The organism is Spirosoma flavum (assembly GCF_042686045.1).
GTDB lineage: Bacteria > Bacteroidota > Bacteroidia > Cytophagales > Spirosomataceae > Spirosoma > Spirosoma flavum.
The window spans coordinates 409,239-434,118 of sequence record NZ_JBHUOM010000023.1 but is presented as its reverse complement, the minus strand read 5'-3'; the positions used below and the strand labels follow the sequence as shown (position 1 = coordinate 434,118).

The following is a 24,880-nucleotide window of genomic DNA, read 5'->3' as shown; positions in this document are numbered from 1 at the left end:
TGGTAAGAATCGTAACGATTGAAAAGGCGATTTGCTCTATATGATTGTTTATATGGACGGCTCGTAAACGGCTATTTTTCCAGCAGAAATCTATGAATAAGACATAAAAATAAGTGGTCAGAATAGATTGTACGTTCCTGTCAAGGCTAAGACGACTCAGTCAGAGAAACATTACAAACAAGGATGATTTTTGTGCAAATAACAGAATGAAGCATCTTGCCAACTGGGTTTCTTCATCAAAAAAACAACTTATGCACACTGGTTTTTTTTAATCGTGCCGATCGTAGAAGAAGCTTGAAAAACGCTGCTACATAACAAAAATCCCCGCCAGTTATGGCGGGGATTTTGCTTTACAGGACTGTTTGACTTAGTATAACAGGGTGGCCTTCTTGGTTAAATCTTTCCGAATTTTATCAGCCGCAGCTAAATCCATCAGCGTAATGTTAGCCTTCTTCCTGAGCGTTGGCGATGCCGTTAAAATCTCGGTTGCCATTTGAATCAGTAAGGCTGCTGTAGCCTGTCCGTTTACCTTACGACGGGTGGCGCGGGTACCTCTCGACTCCGATGTGTGAGCCGCTAACGTAGGTAGGTGAATAGACTCCATAATGGCTTATAACTAGTTGATTATATTCTATAATAAGAACAAAATAAAGTCAACTTTCCGCATAAAAGTAAGCTCTTTTTACACTATTAAACCCCTTGTTTTATCTGCTGATTGTGCTCTCTAGTGTATCTTCTAACCCTATGTTATCAGACAGAATGCAAGGTTTCTATTTGCCACTGCATTACGGTGTAGGGAAACGACATTCGTCCTGGCGAGAAGTAGACAAGCCCATATTTTAATGATAAGAATGCCTGTTTGGTTTTCCATTTTATACCTGCTCCATCTTTTTGTCGACTTGATACGGGGAGGTAACGAGTCTGTATGAGATTAAACGTTAAATTGCCCTCTGTCTCAACTCTACAAGAAAAACGCACTATAGCGACGGATTACTTTACCGATGGAAGGAAGTGAATTGGATTTGTTCTTGAGCATAGGTTATTTTCGGATGCAGCAGGAAATTTTTACGTGTCAGTATATACTTTTCGATGATACGCGTTGTGCTGTACACTGGTTGCGTATTGCATTAGCAGCTGTTACGTACGGACCCAAGCAATCCAGACTGCTTAGAATCAATGAAAGATTTTCGGTAACGGTCAAACCCTTTATTCTTTCTGAAGAAATAGAAACCCTTTATGCCCTTTATAAAAGTACCCTAAATTTCGACGCTCCCGACTCGGTCGAATTCTGGCTACTGAACGGAGCTGCCTATACTACATTTGACACGTATGTGATCGAAGTCAGAGATGAAAACAGGTTGATTGCCGTTGGTATATTCGATAACGGTGAACGAAGTATTGCCGGTATTATGAATTTTTATCACCCGGAATATCACCGACATAGTTTAGGTAAATATCTGATGCTGCTGAAAATAAATTACGCTCAACTTCAGCAAAAAGAATATTATTATCCCGGCTACCTGGTCAGTAATTACCCTAAATTCGATTATAAACTGTTTCCTTGTGAAGCAGCTACTGAAGTATTCAATGATAGAACTGGCCAATGGCTTCCATTTTCATGGGAAACGGTCACTACTTTGACAGCCAATAGGCTGGATGAAAATTAGACCAGTATTTACTCACAGTTGCCGGCCTTGCATACCACCAAATAGCATCGTTCAAATCGTTAACTTTTTAAAAGACAAACGAATACCTAGACCGGATGAACACTATAATATAACGAGTTGGCCGTGATTGACGGTTATCTTTTCAAACAGTCCGCTTCTTCTGCTGGCTTTTTTACGGCCTATTTTTGTCGTATTCTGCCAATGCCTTCATTACCTCCTGATGGTATGTTTCTAGCATAGCGATCAACTGCTTATGACTGTAAGCAGATTCGGCAAACTTACTTTGTATGTCTGTTTTAAAGTCTTTACTACTCAGTTTAGTATACCCTTCAGGTAGTCTTGACTCAAAAAAATTCAAAAACTTTTGGCTGTTTGCGAGATTATGCTCAAGCTGGTATCGATGTGCCTCAAGATGCTCTTTATCTCTTATGCTATTTATAAACATTGTCTGTATAATTATAAAGGGATTTATTTAATCAATAGTATAGTATATTGTTGTGCCCTCTAGACGCTAAAGTAACAACATTAAGTTTACAAAAAAAGCTTATCTATTAATCGGCGCAGCAAATGTCTTAGCCTATGCACTTTCCGTATCTATAAGGTTTAAACGCGCCCTTTAAAGTAAACAAGGGTATAAAGTCACTCTTTAACATCAACTAGCCCCTACCGTTTAGTCAATCTACCAGAAAACAGTTCATTATTAATTAATTTTACTGACGCTAAGCTAGGTTGTTCAAGTTTAGATACGTACAATCAACTGTACCTATAATACAACCCTATTATTAAAGCGATCATGACGAGTGATGCGTTTAATCAGTTATTCGATGCTTACCGGCAACAGGCTATAGAGACCAATGTGGCTGCAATTACGCCAAGTTCAGTAGGTGATAAACCAACTTGGGTACAAATTCTTCAACAGCATGTTCAGGAATGGAAGCAACATTATAAGCTGGAAAGTCAGGCTATTGAACAGGTTAGAGATACCTATCAACGTATTCATCAAGCCGGCCCATTGAGTCTTACGGAACAACAGGCTATACAGGATGATGAAGAACGGGAGTCAACGGCAGTTGCCATGTCATTTCAAGTAAAACGAGAATTGATTTGGGCGCGTCAGCAACAGGAATTAAGTACAGGCAAGGTTATCGTTTAGACCGTGTTTGTCACGCTGCTGGCAGATTCAATTGAAACCAAATCCAACTGCCTAGGCTTACAAAACGGTGGCTGTCTCATCAATGGGACGAGCATAGGAATTGAAAACGATTACCCCGTAGTGAGGTAGATTATTAGTATTTGATCAATACTGAGTTACTAAGTGGGAAGTTAATTTACTGCTAATGCTGTTTTGAATTGGGCACACTCCTCCAATAATATGCACGACAAGCTGGCACGCGTAGGTATAGAATAGGATATTGTCTGTAAATGTGATAGTATCATTACCGTGTTGAACCCCCACTGCATGTCCCCCATATCGGACTACTTTTATCTCCACTTTAGTTAATAGTAAACAACGTTCCAGTCGATAATCCAGCACGTTCGTTGGTTGTATAACTGCTTCAGCTCTCGGCCAGCCGATGCTCGTGAGTAAATCCTTTTGGCTTAATGTCAGCTATTTATAAGCCTGCGCCCAGATGATAGTGTGTTCTTGTTTAATAGTAATCCAGCTACTCCCAGACCTGGCTAGTCAATATTAGTTTGACTGTCTGACAACCCCTTCCAAATAGAGATGATTTAATAAGTGAGAGTCAGGTGGCAAACTCAGCTCAAAAAATTATTTATGCATCTTTAAATTGCGTATCAGGACTACCTTTTAGTCAATTTAATCATCAAATAATGAATTAAAACTACATTTACTCGTTTAGTCATTTAAATATCTACTGCTTGACGAGTGCATCATGAAAATCACGATAAAAAACATTATAGACCTTTGGTTTGCTGAGGATACGCCAATTCGTCAATATAAAATCAGAATGAATCCTAAGCCATGGGCCATGTGTCAGCAGGTTAGTCAGGATTTCAGAGCGCCTTCCGGTAGAGTGGCTCAGTGGCAATACCGCAAATCCGATAAAGTTGCATTTGCCGAGCTGGTGATGGTCTGTTTAGCTAAGGAAGAAGCTATGTCTGAGCAGGAAATCTATGAGATGGCTTAGGCATTGTGACTTTTGTAAGTCAATTAAAGCGATGTATTTATAATTAACTATCAGAATATAAGCGAGTTATACTGATATGTACATTGTTTTTATAGTCGGAGACTTGGTTTATTAATTTCTTTGAAGCGACTGCCTCATTTTTAGTCGCTACAGGTATTAGACTAGCGTAGGCCGATTGGAAGTCTCTTAACCATTTATGACGTGGTAAAATACCTCAGCTTTCGAATCTGTCGGTGAAGGAAATAGCATCTAACTATTGACAGATAGTAACCAAACCCGTCTTACTTCTGAAACAAATCTGCTGCACGAAACGTACAGACCAAGTGAATATTCAGAATGGTAATCTTTACAGCCGATTTCTAACTAGGAGTCGGCTGTCTTTATGAGTAGTCTACTCCTTAGGTAGTTAATACGATTATCAACAATTCTACCCAATTGACAGCAAGCTGATTCGCTAAATAAGAACATCCTTAAGCGTTGGAAAACTGCCTTTTTCTGGATAAACGTTGTTTTAACCTGATCCTTTCGAATATTGTCTTTGGAAGAACTGGTTGCACAACGATCAGCTTGTCAATCATATCTGTCAACCAATAGTGTGATTAAACTCAAAGCAAGGAGGGAAGTAGATTGGTAGGGATTATTGTGAATATTGCTCGAAGATGGAGAAATCAGTAATGCTCATTTGCAGGCAATACTGGGCGGCATCCTCCACGATTTCAAACAAGCGGGGACGACCTTTTTCATCGACAACAATCAGTGGCGTTTGATCTTCGCCGTAAAATCCCTCAATGATGATGAACATACTAGAGATGAGTTAAACTTGTTTGTAAAATCAAGTAAATAGCTACTGTACAAATAACCCGTAACCCGGTTGTCACTTTGCCACACAGCCGACATGCTTTTACTCATATCAGTTGAGGCTTTACCTTTTAACCCTTGCTATGACCAATTGTTACTATATAGCTTGTGACAATGCATGTTGCAAATAGCCTACTTACGGAATGGCCCTAACTTATCACATCTCCCTGCGGCATGAGCCCGGTTTGATATGATCGAATTAATTTAACGTGTATTTTCGACAATGAAATACGGTATACTGCTCCTTTGTCTTTCAGCGTATCATATTCATGCTCAGTCAAGAGTCAGCGGATTGGGTGAGTATATGATTGGCGTCACCACACCCGACTCACTAAAAGGAATTGACTTCAAGGAAGAAGGTCAAGCTTATGTCAAAGGAACATTAACACTGCCTTGTACTCATATTCGTATTTTTAAGGCTTCTAAAGTGGAAATAAAGGGCGTTTTCGTCGCCAATTTTTCTTTGTTTTTCTATGACAACCTGTTGTTTAAACTCTCCTGCGACTATAGTGATGAACTAAAGAAGAGTTTCGTGTTAAATTACGGGGAGGGCGTTCCCAGTTTGCAGAGCAGCATCCCGATCTGTACTAAGGAAAAAGGCAAGCCAATGTTAATTTGGAGTGAAACCTGGCGAAATAATGGGGTTTTGGCAATCGTCGTTCACGCCAAAGGTTACAATGACGATTGCGTAATGGAGCAAATTACCCGGTTATCAATAGCCAGTCAACAAGTTTCGGCGTTGACCTCTGACTGTGAGTTAATCGATAGCCATTCATTTGTAGAAGAGTTTGCCAACCTACTGAATGGTCGTTAGTGATAGCAAAGGGCGACATTTTCTATGCCTACAAATAAAAGCGAGGAACCAATGAATTGTTATCCCCAACGATGTACTTGAAAACAAATCAGCTAGCCAGCAACGAAGCTAACTAACTGATTGTCAATGTGACCCCGATTGGATTCGAACCAATGACCGCCTTCTTAGAAGGAAGATGCTCTATCCAGCTGAGCTACGGGACCAAAAATGCCAAGTCACTAGTTTAAGGTAATCTACTCCCACATATTTGTCGAAGTAAGTGGATTTGAACCTACTGCCGTTGACCATAGTAATCTCAAAAGTACGCTCATTGATACGATTATGCAAAAAAATGAGAAACCAATATGATTTTTCGCGATGTTGCACATTACTCATTCAACCAGGCTGCCCTCTGAATTAATAAGAGTTAGTATCTTTTAATAATAAATAAAGATTACTTTCAGAGTGCCACTAGTGTAAGTTGGACCGAAATAACACCCATAACATTTGGTAGTTTCTGGCAGTTACCTAAATAGTAGTATTCTTAATCTTGACTAAATACGAATGAGTAGTCAATCTGAAAATCTGAAAGTTATTTTTTTTGAACCTGCTACGGAGCACAAGGCGGGTAGTGTTATAGCTGATGGGTACTTCAGCTTTGTGCCTACTTTTAAGGAAGGCGATACTATAAACATTACGCTGGCTCAAAAGGAAACGGCTAATGCGACGGTACATGATCCTATCGGCCACAAAACGCATCATATTCTTAAAACAGACTGGGTTTTAATGATTGACGAACCCACTAAAAATGCTTTAGCTACTCTCGTTGTATCGGTAGCAAAGATTAATCAGGTAGATACAGTCGTAGATTTTCCGGATATTGTCGCTACGCATTAATAAGAAAAAGTGCGATTAATAGAGTGAGTGACTGTATTTATGCTAGCATTATACCGATTCAATGCAAAAAACCGGCTGTATTGATGATTTTTTGTGTTTAAAAAACGCTATCTTGTACATCAGGTAAAAATACCTTAACTATGGCTAGATTTATTGAAGTAACAATTAGTGCAAAAAAGACATTAATTGATGCTGGACACATTGCAACAGTCATGGATATGGCTGCTGGTTGTTATATTTACATGGTAGGAATTGGGCAACCCTTTGGCGTAACGGAATCTTATCAGGAGGTGGTAAGCGCATTGAAGAGAGCACCTGATATTGCCGGTTTCGTGTATTCTATCATTGATCAGACTAAACTAAGCAATCCGCCTGCCGCATTCGGTTTTTAATTACGCGTGATTGCTTTCGAAGGAATCCTACTTGGGTTCATTACATTGCGCGGATTACTAACGCAGAAACTGTAGAGAAGATTTTAACTAAAGGCCCGTCCAAATTTTGGACGGGCCTTTAGTTAAAATCGAAGGTCAGACAGCTCTTATCAAGAGGATTATGAACAGTAAATTCATCGCATCTTATTACGACTGCCTGAGTGCTTCACTGACGTTGATACCTATAAATAGACAACAAAAAAGCATACATAGAGCTATGTATGCTTTCTATTTTCTTAACCTAAACTTTTAATCTTTTTGAATGACGTTATAACATCAAGGCAATTTGGCTTGATATTATGAGGGTATCTTTCTCTAAAAGTAGCTCAACTACTATACCAAAAAACTAAATGCCTGATTATTAGCCCAAATAGAATATTTCGCTTAGTCTATGTGTACGATTGTGGACAGATCGTGTCCATTATAGTACAACTGCAATACTTCTGGCGTTTACATAACTAAACTTTTTTCTGATTTAGTCTGAAGTATAAACACGATTTTCTCATGTTGAATAAATGATTATTCTATATATCTGATAATCAACTTACTTGATTGCTACAACTATTTTCAATCTTCTTTTGCGTTTGGTTGTTAATCTATAATACCTGGTATGTAGATAAATATATGTCAGGATAATAAGGTTATTTTTCAACGTTCGTTTTTTTCGTTATGGCTAATCAATCAGCTGACCTCGACCAACTCAGTATTAATACCATCCGACTGTTGTCGGTTGATGCCGTTCAGAAAGCCAATTCTGGACATCCTGGTTTACCACTTGGCGCGGCCCCCATGGCTTATGTTCTCTGGTCGCGCTTTTTGCGCTTTAATCCCAAAGATCCACATTGGCCTGATCGTGACCGGTTCGTATTATCGGCTGGACATGGATCGGCCTTGCTTTACAGTCTGCTGCATCTTTATGGCTATGATCTCTCACTTGATGACCTGAAAAGTTTTCGTCAGATTCATTCCCGGACGCCCGGACACCCTGAATCGAATTTGACGCCGGGCGTTGAAGTAACTACAGGCCCGCTCGGTCAGGGTTTTGCTAACGGTGTCGGTATGGCCATGGCTGAAGCGTTCCTGGCTGCGACATATAATAAGGATGAGCATACGGTGATGAATCACTATACTTACTCCATTGTTAGCGACGGAGATTTGATGGAAGGTATAGCATCAGAAGCGGCTTCGCTGGCAGGTCACCTCAAGTTAGGTAAGCTGATTTACTTATACGATGATAACTTGATTTCGCTGGACGGTCCCACTAATCTGGCCTTTACCGAAGATCGTATGGCTCGATTCGATGCCTATGGCTGGCATACACAGCATGTCGCCGATGGCAATGATCTGGATGCTATTGACAAAGCTATTCGGGCGGCTCAAGCCGAAACAGATCGGCCATCGATTATTGCAGTGCGTACAATTATCGGCTACGGAAGCCCACAGCAGGGAACCAGCAAGGTGCATGGTAGCCCGTTGGGAGAAGAAAATTTGCGTAAAACCAAAGAATTTTTCGGATGGAACCCTGACAAGTCGTTTGTGGTACCTGATGAAGTAATACCGTATTTGCTCGAAGCCGGAAAACGTGGAGCCGGTCTACAGGCTGACTGGAAAAAACGATTTGATGCTTACACAACGCAGTTTTCAGCAGAAGCTAAAACCTTCAATCTGTCATTTGCCGGTAAACTGCCCGAAGATTGGGAGGCTGATCTGCCTCAATTTACGCCCGCCGATGGGCCGTTAGCTACCCGACAGGCATCGGGTAAAGCATTGGAAGCCCTAAAAAAACGAGTGCCTTATCTGTTTGGTGGCTCGGCTGATTTGGCTTCGTCCAACGATATGCCAACGAAGGGCGATGTTAGTTTTCAGCCTGGTCATTATAGCAACTCGAATATTTGGTTTGGTGTACGCGAACACGCTATGGGAGCTGCCCTCAATGGCCTGGCACAACACGGTGGTGTGCATCCCTATGGTGGTACATTCCTGAACTTTTCAGATTACATGCGCGGTGCTATTCGCTTAACAGCTCTGGCTGAATCGGCAGCTACGTTTGTATTTACACACGACAGTATTGCCTTAGGTGAAGACGGACCTACTCACCAGCCCGTTGAACAGTTTGTCTCGCTGCGGACCATCCCTAATATTGTCGTTATTCGACCGGCCGACGCCAACGAAACAGTCGAAGCCTGGCGAGTAGCTATGCTGCAACCTAAAGGTCCCGTCGTTCTAATTCTTTCCCGTCAGAAATTGCCCGTAATTGACCAGAGTAACTATGGATCGGCGCGGGGTCTCGAAAAGGGGGCCTATATTTTGAGTGAAGCTGAAGGAACACCCCAACTAATTTTGATTGCGACGGGGTCGGAAGTATCATTGGTGCTGGATGCACAGACAGAATTAAAAAAACAGGGTATTCAGGCACGGGTGGTTAGTATGCCTTCCTGGGAGTTATTCGAAAAACAGGACCAAAAGTATCAACGTGAGGTCTTGCCGCCCTCTATCCGCAAGCGGCTGGCCGTTGAGGTAGGTTCACCAATCGGGTGGCACAAATACGTCACAGACGAAGGAACTACGCTTAGTATGAATCGCTTTGGTTTGTCTGGTTCCGGTGAAGAAGTTATGGCGTATTTTGGCTTTACAGTTGAGAACGTAGTCAAAAAAGCTAAAAGTGTCCTAGAAGGTCAACCTGAAGGTATTGACAAAAAAGAAGTATTGTCTTGAAGACGATGAGCAGATTAGGACACGATAATCAACTCGTAAATCACTGAAAACCAGTTGTTACTTTATTACAGACAAATTAATGCTGAATGCAATGTTGCCATATATTAATACAAAAATAGTGCTGATAATAAAAAATCCCTTCAGAGCTCTGAAGGGATTTTTTATTATATCGTCTACTAATTACTTATAGATAATCAACAATACGACGTCCAACAATGCCATTCAGCAACTCCCGACGTAGTACAGCCTTTCTACGACGTGGGTGAGTCGAAACATACATTACCCGCATTTTGAGCGTAAAGCTTACAACCATATACACACCAAACAAACAGCCTAAAATTACCAAAGATAAAGTGTTCGATATGTTGCGATGTAAAAAGAGAAACAGAATTGTATTGAATAATGATATTCCGCATAGTACAGCCGTTGCACCCGCGTGTGAAAGTCCATTATCCAATAGAATATGGTGCATGTGATTACGGTCGGCTGAAAACGGCGACCGACCGGCCAAAATCCTGACTAGAAATACTCGTAAAGTATCAAAAATAGGGACAATCAGAATTACTATTGCAATGATGGGCGCGTTGAAAAAGGCGGTTGGTTCGTATCGATATGCTGCGTTTAAATTTACAAACCGTACGGCAAAAAAGGCCAACAGGAAACCAATAATCAGCGATCCAGTATTACCCATGAAGATTTTGCTGGTTTTTGAGAAATTAAACCGCAGAAATCCTAGCAATGCGCCCGCCAAGGTAAAGGCCAGACAAGCCATTGTAAAATGGTTCGTTAATAAAAACCAGCCACCAAATGTACTACTGGCAATCATGGCAATGCCACCAGCCAGACCATCAATGCCATCAATAAGATTGATAGCATTGGTTAGGGTAATAAAAATGAAGCAGGTCAGGATGATACTAACAATTGGTTCAATGTGATGAAATCCCATAATTCCGTACAGGTAATCGACACGCAGGCCGCCGAAAAGAATAAGAATCATGGCAGCCAACACTTGAAACATCAGTTTTTTAGCCGGATCAATACCGACCAGATCATCTTTAATACCAATAAAGAATAAAATTGTCATTCCCACGATAGACAAATTCGTGGTGTAAATGTCTGTTTGATCAATACTTGGCCACAAAAAATAAGCAATTAGAATCGCAGCGAAGATAGCAATACCGCCAAATGTGGGAGTTGGTGTAGAATGAGACCGGCGTTCACCGGGCTTTTCCATAAGCGACTTCAGTTCAGAAATCTTAATAACAACAGGGATAGACACGACAGCAACAAAACAAGCAACTAAAAATGAGAGTATGCACTGGTCTAAACCAATCGTAAAGTGCTCATCATTGAATTTATGTTGCAGGTATGCAATCAATAAATCAATATTCATAAGGTGGGGCGTTTAGAGACTATTAATCTCGCTAAATTTTATAGATGACTCAACGAGTAATGCTACCTGACTCAAAACTGGCTACCCAATTCGGGGATCTAAGGAGCGTAAAAATCATGGGTTTATCAATTCATACAAGTACAATTTGATTCAACGGCTTCGTAACTACTTATCACGGGTTTCAGGTGGCTTGCTAATATATTGTTTTATTTTGCGTAACGGCTTGAGCCAGAACGTAAAAAAGTAAGGCGTCAAGCCGTTAAGTTGCCAAGCCAATCTATCTTCTCTGTTGGCCCTTAAGCGGTTTTGTAAACTACTATTACTGATGCCACCTACTCGCATTACAATAGTTACTTCATTCATATAGGCAAGTTTTGCTTTCATCTTATGAATGAATCGTAACATCAATTCATAATCAGCCGCGCTTTTCATATCAAGCCGAAACCCACCGTATTGCTCATACAACCATCGCTTTGCAAAAAAAGACAGATGCCCTGGCATCCAACCCCACAAAAATGCATTATCGCTGTAACCACCTGAGCGCCAGTAACGTTTTAGTTTTCGAGTATCAAGCCGATCGACGTATAACATATCGCCATAAACGGCATCACTGTCCGTTCGCTTAAATGTAGCAACCATATTCTCAATGACGCTATTATGACGATAGAAATCGTCGGCGTTTAGTAATCCAATTACATCTCCGGTAGCTAAATGAATGCCTTTATTCATAGCATCATACAAGCCTTTGTCGGATTCTGATATAAAGCGGGCAACTTTCGTGCCGTATGATTTCACAATGTCTACCGTACCATCCGTTGATCGTCCGTCTACTATAATATATTCAATGTCGGTGTAGGTTTGGTTCAGAACAGATTCGATACAGTCCCGAATAAACTCCGCTCCATTATACACAACAGTTATGATCGATACTTTCACGCCTTAATGTTTCGTTGTCGGACCCGAACGGCCGGATTTCCCTGATAAATACCATACGCTTCTAACGAATGCGTAGCTACTGAACTGACCGCCAGCACCGAATGGGATTCGCAGCGAACGCCCGCACACACAACTGCTTTAGCACCAATCCAGACGCCATCGGCCAGCGATATGGGCTGGGTCGTCAGGTCGAATGTTGAGCGACTATAATCATGATTACCAGTAAGTAACATTGCCCCCTGAGATAAGCAGACATTATCACCAATAGTAACCTCGCTCAGATTATCAATCCAAACTTGTTCACCAATCCAGACTCTATTTCCCACAATAAGTAACCAAGGATACTTAATATTTACGGCAGGTTTAATCATTACTCCTTCCCCAATTTTCGCGCCAAACAATCGAAGAATAGCTATTTTAAAGGCAACGGGTACTGGTAAATAGGTATTTAACAAAAAAGCATTCGTCAGAAACCACAATAAAACTTTCCAGCGTGGTCCTGGATTATACCAGCTAATATTAAAACGCGACAGGTCGGTTTGCCCGTTTGGTGGGTTTGGTTCCACCTGCGGAGATGCGGTTGAATCAGGATTGGCTGACCTGTTCGGGTCGGGCTGGTCTAAGGTCTTTGCCATATTCCGTTCGGAAATAGTTAATAATTGCGTCTTTGTCGTCGCCAACCCGAATGTTTACTTCCATCAGTTTGGCATCCACCAAAAAACGGTACCATAATGCCTGCAGAGAACACCAAACGAAGCCCGCTCGTCCATCTAAAAAACCCAGTCGGACAAAATAGCGGTAAATAAAGTATAAAATAGGCCGCGTAAACAGCGGTAGCGACGCGTATTTTTCCTTCAAAAACCGGATACGCTGATCTTGTGTTCCGAAAAACCTGGGTTGTACTGTTTCGGCCTGATCGAACTGATAGCGGTAGTTAAGTAGATTAATCATTTCCAAAATGGTGTAATGATTATGCTTTTGGGTCCACCAGGTTAAGTTGTTGAGGTTATGATCAACAATATCATGATCGAATTGTATCGGTTGTCCTTTTGTCAGTTTAATATGTTCATCATGCCAAACCTGCTCACAAAAACCATCACCCCGGCGCCACAGCCGAAGCAGCCAGATAGGATAGAAGCCGCCATGACGCATCCAGCGATTCAGGAAAAATACCCGCCGTTTTACATAAACGCCCCCTATAGCAGTAGGTAGACCCATTAGCCGCCGGTTAATTTCTTCGGCTAAGTCAAGCATAACATACTCATCGGCATCCATGCGCATTAGCCAGGCTGTCTCGAAAGGAGTATTATTAATGCCAAAATTAAACTGTGTAGCATAGTTTACCCATGCATTCTGAACCACAACAGCCCCAAGCGAACGAGCAATCTCAACAGTTCGATCGGTTGAAAAGGAATCGACAATAAAAATTTTATTCGTAAATGGGTGCAAACTCTGTAAACAGCGAGTAATGTGTTTTTCCTCGTTGTGTGTCAGAATGATGACTGATACGTCGGTCATACTCTATGTTACTAATTGTAGGGTAAGTAGCCTTTTTTGATTCTTTAATGCGAAAAAGGTCGTATTTTTACAAGTACATTTTCGGTTTGATAAATCATGCAATATTATAACTTTTTTTAGACGGGACAAAGCCAATGAAAAGACTTTACGGAAGCATCATATTGTTTTTGTACTATTTTTCGGCCACAGGTCAGGTTGTTTTTGAGCAATTACCCCATGAGCTTCAGTTATATCCACGTGATGCCAATAGCCAGGCCACAGTTATTATAAGTGGCAAAATAGATAGCACTGGATATACCAAAATTGGGATGCAGGTAGTACGGGCGGGCATACTTACGAAAGTAATTAGCCAGACTATAGAGCCTGCAATTAGCAGTTCGGCATTTAGTTTGTCAGCTATTATTAAGGCCGAACCAGCCGAATATTCGTTCCGTGTATTCACCTACAAAAATGCCGATTCGACGTTGGTAGCCGAACGTAAGCGCATTGTTTGTGGTGATGTCTATATTTTACATGGTCAATCAAATGCATTAGCTCTAAGTGATTTTGAGGGCTTGTACTCGTTTAATTTTGATGATACATACCTGCGTAACGCTACTTACCCCTACGGAGGCACACCGGCTGAAATGACCTGGTATCCGGCTAAGCAGCCATATGCCAGTGTAGGAGGCTTTGGCCTGACACTTCAACGTCTAATTCTGGAAAACTATGGTATTCCAACCTGCGTTTTGAACGGTGCCCAAGGTGGAACGGCTATTGCCGCTTTATCGGCCCGCGACCCACTTAACCATGCGAATACAAGTACATTTTATGGGAATTTACTTTACCGGGCACAGTGGGCAGGCGTAGCTAAGCAAACAAAAGCTATTATCTGGAAACAGGGTGAAGAAGATGCCGGGAGCGGAATACCGGGTTATCCTGGAAAATTTGCTACGCTTTATAATCAGTTTAGGGAAGACTATGGCGACGCCCGCATCTATGTGGCGCAGACTAATATTTTGGCAAACCCGCAGGATAGTGCAGCGTCCCTGCGCGACTTTCAGCGACGGACGAAATACCTGTTTAAAAATGTAGAAGCGATTGCTACTGTCGGAACGCCGGGCTACGATGGTGTACACTACAGCGGATTAGCCCACCAACGACTGGCTTTTGAACAGTTTCGACAAATTGCTCGTGATATTTACGGATCAACAGATACCCTTCAAATTAATTCACCCGATATTAAAAAAACGTTTTATAATACTCGGAAAGATTCAATTACACTGGTTTTCGATGATCAGATGCAAATGGTCTGGAAGAGTGATACGACCTTTTATAATTTTGCGACAGGCGCCAAAATCGACTATCTGGAACAAAAAGATTTCTTTTATTTAGATCGACAGGCAGGGTTAGTATCCGGCGGTTCGGCTAGTGGTAACCGAGTTGTGCTCGGCCTCAAGCAGCCTGCTACAGCTAAAGCACTCCGGTATCTACCCGCTTTTTTCTTCGATGCTGGATCACCTTTTTACGATGGCCCTACGCTCCGAAATACACGTGGTATGCGGGCTTTCTCGTTCGATGGCGTGCCCATTGCAGAGGCTATAGCAACGGTGACAACCTTGGCGGCCAAACCTATTTCGGAAAAACAAATTCAATTAATCTGGACGGCTTCGGCTTCGGCACAAGTACAAATTCTGGAACGGGCTGATGCCACACCAACTAATTACAAACAAATAGCTTCACTAAACGGAACAGCAACAACCTATACGGATACAAATTTGCCCGATATGTTTGGGACCTATTACTATCGGTTACGAGCCTATAGTTCTGCGTCGGAGTCTGTTTACAGTAATGTCGTTAGTGCGCGGCCACTGGTATTGGGATTGGAACCATCTAGCTCTATAGTGAAAGTATACCCCAATCCGTTAGCGTCTGATCGCTTACTTCATGTGGAGGCCGACTTGGTCACGTTTACTGAGTTGACAATACGCGATATTTTGGGTCGAACCGTAAAAAGTTGGCGTGGAACAGCCAGAAATATACTTTCGCTGGCCCTGGATGACTTGGACACTGGTGTATATGTAGCAGACCTACAAACGGCTGACGGGCAACTATTCCGCCAAAAAGTGGTTGTTCGTTAATACATGAACGATTACTGGCTTTCCAGTCGGAATATGTAGTTTTGTGGCTTCAATGTTATCTGACTGTTTTGTTTATGCGCCTTGTAATTCTTACGCAGGATGACCCGTTCTACCTTGCCCGTAATATTGACTATTTATTGAAAAAACTGCCCCCTTATGCTGAAGTTGTTGCAACAGTCGTTTTCGACGTGTCGCCATTTGGTAAGCGGGAGAGTTTTGGGGAGAAGATCAAGAAGACCTATGATATTTTTGGTCTACCCTTTTTTGTACGATATGGCTTCAAATATGTAGCCTCGAAACTAGACAGCCGCAACAATGTTCGGAAAGTGCTGTCTGATCGAAATATCCCGCTTATTCATATTGAGGGGAATATCAATAAAGACGAAAACTTAGAGAAGCTCAGCCAATACAAGCCCGATTTATTTGTCTCGATTGCAGGTAATCAGATTTTTAAACGCAAATTGCTGGATGTCGCAACACACGGGTGTATTAATCTTCATACGGCTCTATTACCCAAATATCGTGGGTTGATGCCTTCCTTTTGGGTACTCAAAAACAGCGAAACGCATACCGGCGTATCCGTATTTTTTGTGGACGAAGGCATTGATAACGGTCCCATTCTGGTGCAGACTAAACTCCCTATCGGGAATATGAGTCAGGCTGAATTAATCGATGTAACCAAAAAAATGGGCATGGATGCCATTCTGGAGTCTATTGATAAAGTGCATACGGGTAAGTATGAATTAATCGAGAATGACGCTACACAAATGACCTACTTCACCTTTCCCACCCGCGATGATGTCAAAGCCTTTCTGGCAGCTGGCAAGCGGTTTTATTAGGCAGGTAATGAGTGTGTAAGTAATGCGTGCATTATATGCTAACTACTTATACGCGTGCTACTTGCACACCTGTCATTTACATACTGTACATGAATATCCTGACGTTCGATATTGAGGAGTGGTTTCATATTCTGGATAATGCATCAACCCGGACGGAGGCTGAATGGAGTCGGTATGATACCCGGATTTACCAGAATATGGACCGGATTTTCCAACTTTTGGAGGAGACAAACAGCCGGGCAACATTTTTCTGTCTGGGCTGGGTTGCTGATAAACATCCCGATGTTATCCGTCGAATTGATGCCGCTGGCTACGAAATTGCGACCCACTCGTATGCTCATCAATTAGCCTACGAACAGACACCCGCCGAGTTTCAGGCTGACCTGGAACGGTCTATTAAGCACTTGCAGGACTTGACGGGCAAAAAAGTTCGGTCATACCGGGCACCGGGTTTTTCAATCAAGGAATTTAATCGCTGGGTATTCCCCATTCTACTTGAGCAGGGTATTGAAATTGATTGTTCGGTGTTTTCGGCACGACGATCGCACGGGGGCGACGCATCATTGAGTCTATTTGACCCCGGCTATCTGGACGTTGGCGGTACATTGTTAAAAGAGTTTCCTATTAACACGGTTGCGGTACTGGGTCAGGATTTAATATTTTCGGGTGGAGGATATTTCAGATTGTTTCCCTACCGAGTTATAAAGGGACTAATGCAACGATCAGATTACGTGATGACGTACTTTCACCCTCGCGACTTTGATGCTGAACAACCCATGATTCCGGGTTTAAGTCGAGCCCGGCAGTTTAAGTCTTATTATGGACTGCAAAACTGTTTGCCCAAACTAAAGAAATTACTTTTAGAGTTTCCATTTGTGGATTTGGCTGAAGCCGACCGACAGGTTGATTGGGGAAAGGTGGTGAAAAGAACCATATAATAGATCCCGGAAATTAATTTTCTGATTAGTATTTACTCCATTCCTACACCGATATATTAAAAATAAATACTAAAATGTCTGAGGCTTTTTCTGGAAAAATTAATAGAGAAATTTTTTCGCTGTCAGCCATTCCTATACTTATTTTCTTCTTTACATTCTTTCATTTTATTAGTAATATACCATTTCAGGACGATTATGATGCGCTGTTAGAACCAGTAACTAAGTTCAAACAAATGTCCGCCTTTTCGTGGTCTGAATTTTTGCAAATCATTTGGACTCAAGATGATGAGCGAAGGATAGTTATTGATAGAATAGCCGCAATTTTTATTTATTTATTGACCGGCCAGTTAGATCTGAGGCTTCACGCATTTTTGGGGTTGTTATCTTTATTAGGAATTTTATATTTAATATACACAATTATTAAGGGAGCAAGGCTCCCATTAAGTTTGATTATAACCAGTTCATTATTATTGTTTCAGATTCAATATTATGAAACGATCTTCTGGGCAATGATTCCGTTTCAGCATATCATCGTTTATTTTTTTGCTATATTATCGTTTTATTTTCTTTCTTCTCCTACGACAAAATATTTGGTTCTTTCGCTCATAGTCGCTGTTCTGGCTACTTTGAGTGATGTAAGCGGCATATTTGTTTTACCAGTTGGTGCCTTACTTTTACTTTTACAACATCGTTGGAAGCATAGTTTAATTTGGGTTTTAATAATAGGAAGTATTGTTGCCCTGTACTCTTACAATCTGACAATTCCTGCTTTCAGACCTAAACCGCTTGATAATCTTCAGCATCCCGATCTTGTTCTTACAATACTGCTGGCTTTCAGTGGATTATCAGCAGATGCCAGTACGGCCTTACCATCGTCAATGCGCATTGGATTGATAGTTCTTGCTGGTGCCGGTTTGTGGATCATTGTCGCCTATTATGGATTTAAACTAATTCGATCGGCATTTGATCGCTCAGGAAGGCCATTTGTACGATGGGAAATCACGTTGTGGGGAGGCCTGTTCCACTTGGGAATTACCATGCTGGCTTTCTCAATTGGAAGGGCTTTAGATGGCATTGATGCTGTGTTGATTAGTCGCTACAAGCACATCGGTTTTATATGGCTAATTCTAATTATATTATTAATATCCAGCAAGTTTACAGTCAAGCAAAATAAGTTATTCAGTAAAGCCTGGTTGGTAGTAAGTTTCTTCATTTTTCTGTTTAGCTATTTTCAATATTTAGCTCCGCTCGATTATTATTATAAAGAACGGTATACAGACATATACGAATGGCAGTACAATCGGTCGATACCTAGTACACCCATTTATTTGAATTTACGTTCTGTAGTTGATACTGTTACTGTTCGTGCTATTCGGACTGGTGTATATCACTTACCTGACCATTATTTTTTTGAGGGTCCATACCAACAAACATCTGGACTATTTCCATTATTAGTTGATCAGGTCGGCAAGCATACTGTAACATTCAAAAATGACTCATTTATCCGAAATATAGATAAAGTGGATGGGGCATATATAATGCTGAAAAGCAGTAAACAACAGCATATAATTCCAACTAAACAGAGTCGTTATTCGCTGAAATCGTTTTTGCTTTCTTCAGATGGAGATTATTATGCCAGAGGTTTTACTGCCAACATAGCCACGGCTTACCTCTTAGATGATCAGATATATGTCGTATATGTTATTGTTATTAAAGGTACTAAAAAGCAGTTATACGCAACTAATTACCAAATTCAGTCGACCGCTAACTCGGTTAAAGTTATTGATTTATAACGCTATTATTTAGACCTAACAATTTTAGAATACTCATCTAATAATTGTTTTGCTACCACATCTATATCGTACTGTGCTTTCACTAGGGCCATTGCATTTAGGGTAATACGTTGGCGCAGTTTATCATCGCCAAGTAGTTTTTCTAAGCCAATCGTAACGCTTTCAACTGTCAAATGGGCTAGCAGACCGGCTGCTTCGTGTTTTCGAATAACTTCTCCAAATCCCACTCGATCCGATACCAGAGTGGGCGTTCCGGCGGCCATTGCTTCCAGCACAGCCATAGAAAATCCTTCTGAATAGGAGGGAAGGGTAAACAAGTCGGCATCAGCAAGGGCCGCTTTTTTGTCGTCGCCAGTAAGCATGCCAACCATTCGTACAGAGTCGCCAAGATTGTGCTGATCAATAAATTGACGGGCAGTCGCTTCGTACCCATCATCGGAACCTGCCAGAGCCAACACTGTATCGGGGTACTGGCGAACGTAATCCCGAAAGCCAGGCAAGAGCAAATCAAGTCCTTTTTTTGCATTTAGGCGACTCATGAACAAAACTAATTTTTTGTCCGTAGGTAAGCCAAACTTCTGGCGAAAGTTGCCTTTCGAGGGAAGTGTAGTAAAGTCACTCACTTTTACTCCATTCGGAATGATGACTATGTTGGAATGCGAATGGCCGAGATAACGCAATACGTCATCCTGCTCATCAGAGTTATTAATCTGCACTAAATCAGCTCGTTGTAAATAAGCTTTTTGTGCCAGTGTATCCATCAACTGCTTTTTCCAATTGTGATGGGCATAAACCCAACGATCCAGCACGCCGTGGATAGTAATAACTTTTGCTACCGTCCGATCAATCATGAACGGAGCCAGAGTGCCAAAATGCCACAGGCCATGACAATGAATCACATCGTATTCGTGAACATGCTGCTGAAGATACTGGTATAGTTCAATAGAAAATTCACGAAAAAAACGGCTGATAACCGGCGTTCGCTGACACAAAATAAGCCGCGCTCCATCGGGTACTGGATATGGTTTTTCGCCGGGTGATATTGGGCTGAGAATATCTACCTGATGACCGTATCGGAGAACAACTTCCGTATGATCGAAAATAATTTTTGGTGGGCCACCTGATTGCCAGGTGTAAGCACAGATATTTAAAATCCGCATAGATACCGTGAAGTAACCGATTAATTCATGATTTTGCGAAAACCATCGAGCATTTCCTGCGCAACGGCTTCGGGTGAGTAGGGCGCGATGAACTGTTTAGCGAACTGCCCCATTTGTTGCGTATTGACAGAGCCATTCATAAACTGAATTAACCAATGTGTCAGCTGATCCGGTTGATCGGGGTCGAATACAAAACCAGTCTGACCATGAGGCACTAAGTCTGTTACGCAACCGCACCGGTCCGACACAAGAACGGGTAGCCCACAGGCCATCGCTTCATTAACCACTAATCCCCAGGGTTCCGAACGACTTGGTAAGACTAAAACGTCACTTAATGCCAAAACTTCCGGCACTCGAAACCAGGGACGACCCGGTAAAATGGTTATTCGGTTAACTAAGTCAAGCGTAGTAATCTGCCGATTCAGATTGTCGCGTTCGGCTCCGTCGCCCAGCAAGATTAACCCCCAGTTGGTTGAATTCGTAGAATACTTTAAGGCTTCAGCAAACGCAGTCAGAAGCATAGGTAAATTCTTCGCTTCAATTAGTCGGCCAACGAACACAAAGTTATTTGCCCGTAGCTGCATGGCTTGCTGCATATTGACGCGGTCAGGCAACGCTTTTTCATAAACCGATTGAAGTACATCATTATCTACTGCGTTTTTACGAAGTAAAATTTTTTCTGGATTAACGCCAAGTTGAATGAGATAATCAGCAGATTGACTCCCGAAACAGAAGAATCCATCGCATCTTTGGAACAGCCACCGCTTAAATTGTTCTTTCCAGCCTCCCCTCGGCTGATCGGCTCCTGTACTTTCATTTTGCATTACAACCCGAATACCGCTGGATTTAGCCCACAGCAGCAACAAAATTTGTGCTGGATCATAATAGCCGGTCAAATTAATTACGTCGGGCTTGTACGCTTTAGCCCGCTGAAGCAATGCCTGAGCCCGTTCGCGCAGACTGACTTCTTCCAGATACCGGTCAAACAGTAATTCGTAGTCATACGTATAAACAGGTGTTGTTTCGTCGGGGTTAATTGTTTCCAGGCCAGCACGCGAGCGTTCATTGCGGGCAATTTGCAATACGTGCACAGAAACATTGATTTGCTGGTCAACCAAGCGCTGAAAAGCCTGAAATACGCTGGATTTATAATGAGCCCACAACAGATTATGGACGATAAGGATACGCATCAGGTTTGTTCAGCAGTTGAAATGACAACAAATTGATCCTGATTAGCGACAATTGGTTTGGGCGATAAATAGGCAGGAAACAAGTGTTCGACCCCCATAAATCGAATCATCAGCGCCAGCGGGAACCAGAATGAAATCTCATTCGGGCGTCCATTGGTGAACAATTGCACAAAAACAAGTAAATAAAAATAGGCTAAAAAGACACTTAAATCATTTGGATTAGTGCGCATAATTCGTACGGCATAATAAGAAGCCATACCGTTTATACCGCCAAACAAAAGCAAGCCAAGGATGCCCTGATTGGTGAACGATTCCATAAGTGGAACGTCCAAATAGGTATATTTATAGCCATAGCCAAAAACTAACATGTGCATGTGACCAATTACAACGTTTTGCAGAAACGTTGCACTGACCGATCGGTTGGCAGCCGAGTCGTCAAGTGTAGCTTTATAGTCAGTCCCTTGCGCTTTTTGTCCTAACAAAGCATATACATTCTCTAAATTGCGCTCCATAAAACTGGATACGTAGTCATACAGAACTAAATAAATCGTGTAGTATCGCTGAAAAAAGAAAATGACGCCTATAAAACCTAACACCATAATAATTATAGGTACAGGTTTGACAAGCCCACGAACTGCCATGCGAATCTGAGGTGGCCGAACGTTGAAATACATAAATAAAATTACCGCAAGAATCAGGGCAACAATAGCCGACCGGGTTTGTGTCAGAACCAGAACGGCTATGTTGAGCAATCCGGCAAAAAAACAGACTAGTTTAAACAGGATATTCGTCTGCGGACGGAACAGACCAATAGCACAGGCAATAACTCCCATAAAGGCGTTTCGCGAAAATGCGTGTGGGTTACCTGACCCCTCATCGCCGTTATTGAGCGTAATAGTTGCTCGCTGGCCAATGGCCCAGGTCGGGTCAGTTATCAGCGAATAAACCAAGCCTAAATTCGATACCAAGGTGAATAGCACAACAATCGGGACAAACACCCGGATGATGTCGTTAGGAATGTTAATGAGTAAAAATAGAAAGATCAGAACATAAGCGAAGTAAATCGTGTCCCGGCCATACTCGTCGAAACCTGGTACGCCATTGAAAAAGAACATATAGAAAATGCTGAGCAACAGGAACCCCACGCCCAGCCACAGCATTGTCATATTAGGCCGATACAGGCGACGTAGTATCGTAAACGGAACCATAAGCACCAAGCCCCCCGCCAGCGCGGCTGCCGTAAATGCCGTACTGCCCGGAGCGAGTTTCAGGGTTTCCCGAAAAAAGAAAATCAGCGGGTAGCCATCCACAAGAATACAGATGCCGACAACCATTCGCATATAGTCGAGTGTCTGTACAAAGCGAATGAAACTGTTCATATAAGCGTAACTGTTTATAAAGTATGGTGTGCACTTCTTCGATTACTACGACTCTAAAGTACGAATCGTAACCTATATTGTTTGGCTATTGTCTTAGCCGATTCAGACGTAGTCGGTGTCGAACATACCCAAACTCTCCCTTCAAGGCAAAGCTCAGCAATTTACGAAGTCGGCAATAGCGTTGCCAGAATGATGCGCCAAACCATGACGTTAGCATGGGTTGGTATTTGTCTTTTACCTGCTGGTGCTCCTGAATACCCACTGTAGCCGCAATTGTTGACGATTTTGCGTCGGGCTGCACCCGAAAGCCACCCCAGAATCCACTAACGTGCCTAAAGCGAACTCCCGATTGAACGCCTAATCGGGCCACAATTTCGTAATCAATTACAAATCGCAGGCTTTCATCAAGTAGGCCAAACTGAGTTAGTCGGTCGCGCCGGATAAACAGCGACTGATTAAAAACCTGCATTCCTTCGTAGATATGACACTCGGCGCAAAACTCCGGTGCCCGCATCTCTTCAAGAATAACGTCGGCCTCATCCGTAATATACATATCACCGAAAAAAACGTCGGTGTCAGGAAATTTACGCCAGGCTTCGGCTACTCGACTGAAAGCATCGGGTGCAAATACATCATCAGAATTTTGAAAGGCGACATAATCGCCCGTTGCTCGTTTAAATCCTTTATTTATCGCATCGGTCTGCCCCTGGTCTTTTTCGCTTACCCAACCAGCCAGATAAGATTCGTATTTTTTAATAATGTCCAGACTACCATCTGTTGAGCCACCGTCCATTATAAAGTACTCCAGGTTCGGGTAGTGCTGATTGAGTACACTCAAAATCGTACGCTCTAAGTATTGTTCCTGATTATAGGAGGGCGTTACGATGGTTAGTTTCGGATACGTTTGTTTGTCGGCAGCAGTAGTCACCGGGGGACGGTACGGTTGCGTTACAAATGCACAAAGCGATTTGGATGTCAGATTCATACCGTCGATTAGCAGAGAGATTGATAAACGTCCAGCGTTTGACGGGCGGTTTTGTCACACGAAAAATTACGAAGTCGTTCAGTGCCTTTCCGGCGCAGGTCAGCATTGAGTACATCGTCTGTTACAACGCGCTCAACAGTCTCTGCTATGGAATCATCATCTTCGGGGTCGAAATATAAGGCAGCATCGGCTCCCACTTCAGGCAACGAACTTCGGTTGCTCAACACCACGGCGCAGCCGCCACTAAACGCTTCCAACACTGGAATTCCAAAGCCTTCATTCAAGGATGGAAATACAAAGGCGCGAGCGTGTCGATAAAGTGACAGCAGATTGGCATCAGTTGCAGGGCGATAATGAATCCGGTTGGTGAGCCGGGAGGCATGAAATAATGTCTGTTCATCGCGGTTGAAAGAGCCACCACCCGCACAAATAAGGTGCAGGTCGGGGTGGTGTTTCAACACAGGTTGAATAGCGCGATAGAAACCGTCAAAGTTTTTGTACAATCCACGTTTACCAACGTAAAGAAGATATGGTGCCTGCAAGGGCGGAGCTACCTGCTCAGGGACCAACGAGTGTTCGCCCAGGGTTGTGCCCAAATAAATTACTTTTATTTTTTCTGGCTCGACAGGAAAAAAACGGAGTATCTCCTGCTTTGAAAACTCAGAAATGGCAATAATACAGTCAGCCCGGCGCAGCAGCAACTTTTTCAGGTCATACAAACCCTCGCCCACTTCAGGGTATTGTTTGCCAAAACGTTCGCTGGTTGCATCGTGAAATGATATCACAAATGGCTTTTTACCAATAGCATCCAGAAAGTAGCGGTGGTAATAAGTCGGGTGAAAAACGTCGAATTTGCCCGCTCTGACTCGCTGGAGACTATAAAGTCGATTTAATGCCGATGCAACCTTGTGGGCGTTTGGTACTTGCGCCAGGCTTCGGTAACGCATATGCCGACTAAACGATGCCTGATCAAGATAGTCATTATTTGATAATCGTAGTGACAATTCAAACTCGATATCAGACCGCTTGGAAAAGGAACGCATCAGTTCAAAAAAATAACGGGAAATTCCCCCGTAGGGTACGCCTGTAAACGCTTGATGGTCGTAGAGTACTTTCAT

The 24,880-nt window shown here is 42.4% G+C and carries 22 protein-coding genes and 1 tRNA gene; 11 read left to right on the top strand and 12 right to left on the bottom strand.

From position 1 onward, the window contains the following. Positions 1-367: 367 nt before the first annotated feature. Positions 368-604, bottom strand: a complete 237-nt coding sequence (locus ACFS25_RS22515) for a hypothetical protein (RefSeq protein ID WP_381505487.1) — start codon at positions 602-604, stop codon at positions 368-370. A 397-nt stretch (positions 605-1,001) separates the two neighbouring features. Between ACFS25_RS22515 and ACFS25_RS22510 the strand changes: the two genes are divergently transcribed. From ACFS25_RS22510 to ACFS25_RS22500, 3 genes are all read left to right on the top strand, one after another. Beyond that, on the top strand, positions 1,002-1,667 hold the full coding sequence (locus ACFS25_RS22510) for an arginine-tRNA-protein transferase (protein WP_381505485.1): 666 nt from the start codon (positions 1,002-1,004) through the stop codon (positions 1,665-1,667). Positions 1,668-2,460: 793 nt separating this feature from the next. After that, positions 2,461-2,820: a hypothetical protein gene (locus tag ACFS25_RS22505; RefSeq protein ID WP_381505483.1), complete on the top strand. Its 360-nt coding sequence runs from the start codon at positions 2,461-2,463 to the stop codon at positions 2,818-2,820. Positions 2,821-3,562: 742 nt separating this feature from the next. After that, positions 3,563-3,817 carry a hypothetical protein gene (locus ACFS25_RS22500; protein WP_381505481.1) on the top strand — a complete coding sequence of 85 codons (255 nt, stop codon included), beginning with the start codon at positions 3,563-3,565 and terminating at the stop codon, positions 3,815-3,817. A gap of 637 nt (positions 3,818-4,454) precedes the next feature. Here ACFS25_RS22500 and ACFS25_RS22495 read toward each other — a convergent pair. Next, positions 4,455-4,619, bottom strand: a complete 165-nt coding sequence (locus ACFS25_RS22495) for a hypothetical protein (protein ID WP_381505479.1) — start codon at positions 4,617-4,619, stop codon at positions 4,455-4,457. Positions 4,620-4,898: 279 nt separating this feature from the next. On the opposite strand from ACFS25_RS22495, the gene ACFS25_RS22490 reads away from it, so the two are divergent. Beyond that, complete coding sequence (locus ACFS25_RS22490; protein ID WP_381505477.1) at positions 4,899-5,489, top strand: hypothetical protein; 591 nt, start codon at positions 4,899-4,901, stop codon at positions 5,487-5,489. Positions 5,490-5,618: 129 nt separating this feature from the next. Here ACFS25_RS22490 and ACFS25_RS22485 read toward each other — a convergent pair. Continuing rightward, positions 5,619-5,692: transfer RNA gene (locus tag ACFS25_RS22485), tRNA-Arg, on the bottom strand. Between the two features lie 340 nt (positions 5,693-6,032). Here ACFS25_RS22485 and ACFS25_RS22480 point away from each other — a divergent pair. The 3 genes from ACFS25_RS22480 to tkt all read left to right on the top strand — a co-directional run bounded on the left by ACFS25_RS22480 (position 6,033) and on the right by tkt (position 9,511). Further along, the gene (locus ACFS25_RS22480; RefSeq protein ID WP_381505475.1) at positions 6,033-6,365 is read left to right on the top strand and encodes a hypothetical protein; all 333 of its coding nucleotides are present in this window, start codon (positions 6,033-6,035) and stop codon (positions 6,363-6,365) included. Between the two features lie 140 nt (positions 6,366-6,505). After that, entirely contained in the window at positions 6,506-6,757 is a 252-nt protein-coding gene (locus ACFS25_RS22475; protein WP_381505473.1) for a hypothetical protein, read from the top strand. 708 nt (positions 6,758-7,465) lie between these two features. Beyond that, positions 7,466-9,511: a transketolase gene (gene tkt, locus ACFS25_RS22470; protein ID WP_381505471.1), complete on the top strand. Its 2,046-nt coding sequence runs from the start codon at positions 7,466-7,468 to the stop codon at positions 9,509-9,511. 184 nt (positions 9,512-9,695) lie between these two features. On the opposite strand, the gene ACFS25_RS22465 is transcribed toward tkt, so the two are convergent. From ACFS25_RS22465 to ACFS25_RS22450, 4 genes are all read right to left on the bottom strand, one after another. Continuing rightward, positions 9,696-10,904: a glycosyltransferase family 4 protein gene (locus tag ACFS25_RS22465; RefSeq protein ID WP_381505469.1), complete on the bottom strand. Its 1,209-nt coding sequence runs from the start codon at positions 10,902-10,904 to the stop codon at positions 9,696-9,698. A gap of 165 nt (positions 10,905-11,069) precedes the next feature. Next, positions 11,070-11,840 (bottom strand): glycosyltransferase family 2 protein, encoded by a 771-nt coding sequence (locus tag ACFS25_RS22460; RefSeq protein ID WP_381505467.1) that lies wholly within the window; start codon positions 11,838-11,840, stop codon positions 11,070-11,072. Then, positions 11,837-12,475, bottom strand: a complete 639-nt coding sequence (locus ACFS25_RS22455; protein ID WP_381505465.1) for a WcaF family extracellular polysaccharide biosynthesis acetyltransferase — start codon at positions 12,473-12,475, stop codon at positions 11,837-11,839. The genes ACFS25_RS22460 and ACFS25_RS22455 overlap by 4 nt, the downstream gene beginning before the upstream one ends. Further along, positions 12,426-13,358: a glycosyltransferase family 2 protein gene (locus tag ACFS25_RS22450; RefSeq protein WP_381505463.1), complete on the bottom strand. Its 933-nt coding sequence runs from the start codon at positions 13,356-13,358 to the stop codon at positions 12,426-12,428. The genes ACFS25_RS22455 and ACFS25_RS22450 overlap by 50 nt, the downstream gene beginning before the upstream one ends. 134 nt (positions 13,359-13,492) lie before the next feature. On the opposite strand from ACFS25_RS22450, the gene ACFS25_RS22445 reads away from it, so the two are divergent. The 4 genes from ACFS25_RS22445 (at position 13,493) to ACFS25_RS22430 (ending at position 19,048) form a co-directional block, all read left to right on the top strand. Continuing rightward, a complete protein-coding gene (locus ACFS25_RS22445; protein WP_381505462.1) occupies positions 13,493-15,478 on the top strand; it encodes a sialate O-acetylesterase in 1,986 nt (661 codons plus the stop codon). A gap of 74 nt (positions 15,479-15,552) precedes the next feature. Next, positions 15,553-16,317 (top strand): methionyl-tRNA formyltransferase, encoded by a 765-nt coding sequence (locus ACFS25_RS22440; RefSeq protein ID WP_381505461.1) that lies wholly within the window; start codon positions 15,553-15,555, stop codon positions 16,315-16,317. Positions 16,318-16,406: 89 nt separating this feature from the next. Next, on the top strand, positions 16,407-17,255 hold the full coding sequence (locus tag ACFS25_RS22435; RefSeq protein WP_381505459.1) for a polysaccharide deacetylase family protein: 849 nt from the start codon (positions 16,407-16,409) through the stop codon (positions 17,253-17,255). A gap of 74 nt (positions 17,256-17,329) precedes the next feature. Beyond that, positions 17,330-19,048, top strand: coding sequence for a hypothetical protein (locus ACFS25_RS22430; RefSeq protein ID WP_381505458.1), 1,719 nt, complete (start codon positions 17,330-17,332; stop codon positions 19,046-19,048). A gap of 5 nt (positions 19,049-19,053) precedes the next feature. Here the strand turns inward: ACFS25_RS22430 and ACFS25_RS22425 are convergent, their stop codons facing one another. From ACFS25_RS22425 to ACFS25_RS22405, 5 genes are all read right to left on the bottom strand, one after another. After that, positions 19,054-20,208, bottom strand: coding sequence for a glycosyltransferase (locus ACFS25_RS22425; RefSeq protein ID WP_381505456.1), 1,155 nt, complete (start codon positions 20,206-20,208; stop codon positions 19,054-19,056). A 20-nt stretch (positions 20,209-20,228) separates the two neighbouring features. Continuing rightward, entirely contained in the window at positions 20,229-21,398 is a 1,170-nt protein-coding gene (locus ACFS25_RS22420; RefSeq protein WP_381505454.1) for a glycosyltransferase family 4 protein, read from the bottom strand. Then, the gene (locus tag ACFS25_RS22415; protein WP_381505452.1) at positions 21,398-22,777 is read right to left on the bottom strand and encodes a hypothetical protein; all 1,380 of its coding nucleotides are present in this window, start codon (positions 22,775-22,777) and stop codon (positions 21,398-21,400) included. The genes ACFS25_RS22420 and ACFS25_RS22415 overlap by 1 nt, the downstream gene beginning before the upstream one ends. Before the next feature lie 85 nt (positions 22,778-22,862). Next, on the bottom strand, positions 22,863-23,762 hold the full coding sequence (locus ACFS25_RS22410; protein ID WP_381505449.1) for a glycosyltransferase family 2 protein: 900 nt from the start codon (positions 23,760-23,762) through the stop codon (positions 22,863-22,865). A gap of 8 nt (positions 23,763-23,770) precedes the next feature. Next, a complete protein-coding gene (locus tag ACFS25_RS22405; RefSeq protein WP_381505447.1) occupies positions 23,771-24,880 on the bottom strand; it encodes a glycosyltransferase family 4 protein in 1,110 nt (369 codons plus the stop codon).

Excerpts from the sequence above, each read along its gene's own strand:
- ACFS25_RS22515 (WP_381505487.1), bottom strand. The coding sequence starts at position 604 with ATGGAGTCTATTCACCTACCTACGTTAGCGGCTCACACATCGGAGTCG.
- ACFS25_RS22510 (WP_381505485.1), top strand. The coding sequence starts at position 1,002 with ATGGAAGGAAGTGAATTGGATTTGTTCTTGAGCATAGGTTATTTTCGG.
- ACFS25_RS22505 (WP_381505483.1), top strand. The coding sequence starts at position 2,461 with ATGACGAGTGATGCGTTTAATCAGTTATTCGATGCTTACCGGCAACAG.
- ACFS25_RS22500 (WP_381505481.1), top strand. The coding sequence starts at position 3,563 with ATGAAAATCACGATAAAAAACATTATAGACCTTTGGTTTGCTGAGGAT.
- ACFS25_RS22495 (WP_381505479.1), bottom strand. The coding sequence starts at position 4,619 with ATGTTCATCATCATTGAGGGATTTTACGGCGAAGATCAAACGCCACTG.
- ACFS25_RS22490 (WP_381505477.1), top strand. The coding sequence starts at position 4,899 with ATGAAATACGGTATACTGCTCCTTTGTCTTTCAGCGTATCATATTCAT.
- ACFS25_RS22480 (WP_381505475.1), top strand. The coding sequence starts at position 6,033 with ATGAGTAGTCAATCTGAAAATCTGAAAGTTATTTTTTTTGAACCTGCT.
- ACFS25_RS22475 (WP_381505473.1), top strand. The coding sequence starts at position 6,506 with ATGGCTAGATTTATTGAAGTAACAATTAGTGCAAAAAAGACATTAATT.
- tkt (WP_381505471.1), top strand. The coding sequence starts at position 7,466 with ATGGCTAATCAATCAGCTGACCTCGACCAACTCAGTATTAATACCATC.
- ACFS25_RS22465 (WP_381505469.1), bottom strand. The coding sequence starts at position 10,904 with ATGAATATTGATTTATTGATTGCATACCTGCAACATAAATTCAATGAT.
- ACFS25_RS22455 (WP_381505465.1), bottom strand. The coding sequence starts at position 12,475 with ATGGCAAAGACCTTAGACCAGCCCGACCCGAACAGGTCAGCCAATCCT.
- ACFS25_RS22450 (WP_381505463.1), bottom strand. The coding sequence starts at position 13,358 with ATGACCGACGTATCAGTCATCATTCTGACACACAACGAGGAAAAACAC.
- ACFS25_RS22445 (WP_381505462.1), top strand. The coding sequence starts at position 13,493 with ATGAAAAGACTTTACGGAAGCATCATATTGTTTTTGTACTATTTTTCG.
- ACFS25_RS22440 (WP_381505461.1), top strand. The coding sequence starts at position 15,553 with ATGCGCCTTGTAATTCTTACGCAGGATGACCCGTTCTACCTTGCCCGT.
- ACFS25_RS22435 (WP_381505459.1), top strand. The coding sequence starts at position 16,407 with ATGAATATCCTGACGTTCGATATTGAGGAGTGGTTTCATATTCTGGAT.
- ACFS25_RS22430 (WP_381505458.1), top strand. The coding sequence starts at position 17,330 with ATGTCTGAGGCTTTTTCTGGAAAAATTAATAGAGAAATTTTTTCGCTG.
- ACFS25_RS22425 (WP_381505456.1), bottom strand. The coding sequence starts at position 20,208 with ATGCGGATTTTAAATATCTGTGCTTACACCTGGCAATCAGGTGGCCCA.
- ACFS25_RS22420 (WP_381505454.1), bottom strand. The coding sequence starts at position 21,398 with ATGCGTATCCTTATCGTCCATAATCTGTTGTGGGCTCATTATAAATCC.
- ACFS25_RS22415 (WP_381505452.1), bottom strand. The coding sequence starts at position 22,777 with ATGAACAGTTTCATTCGCTTTGTACAGACACTCGACTATATGCGAATG.
- ACFS25_RS22410 (WP_381505449.1), bottom strand. The coding sequence starts at position 23,762 with ATGAATCTGACATCCAAATCGCTTTGTGCATTTGTAACGCAACCGTAC.
- ACFS25_RS22405 (WP_381505447.1), bottom strand. The coding sequence starts at position 24,880 with ATGAAAGTACTCTACGACCATCAAGCGTTTACAGGCGTACCCTACGGG.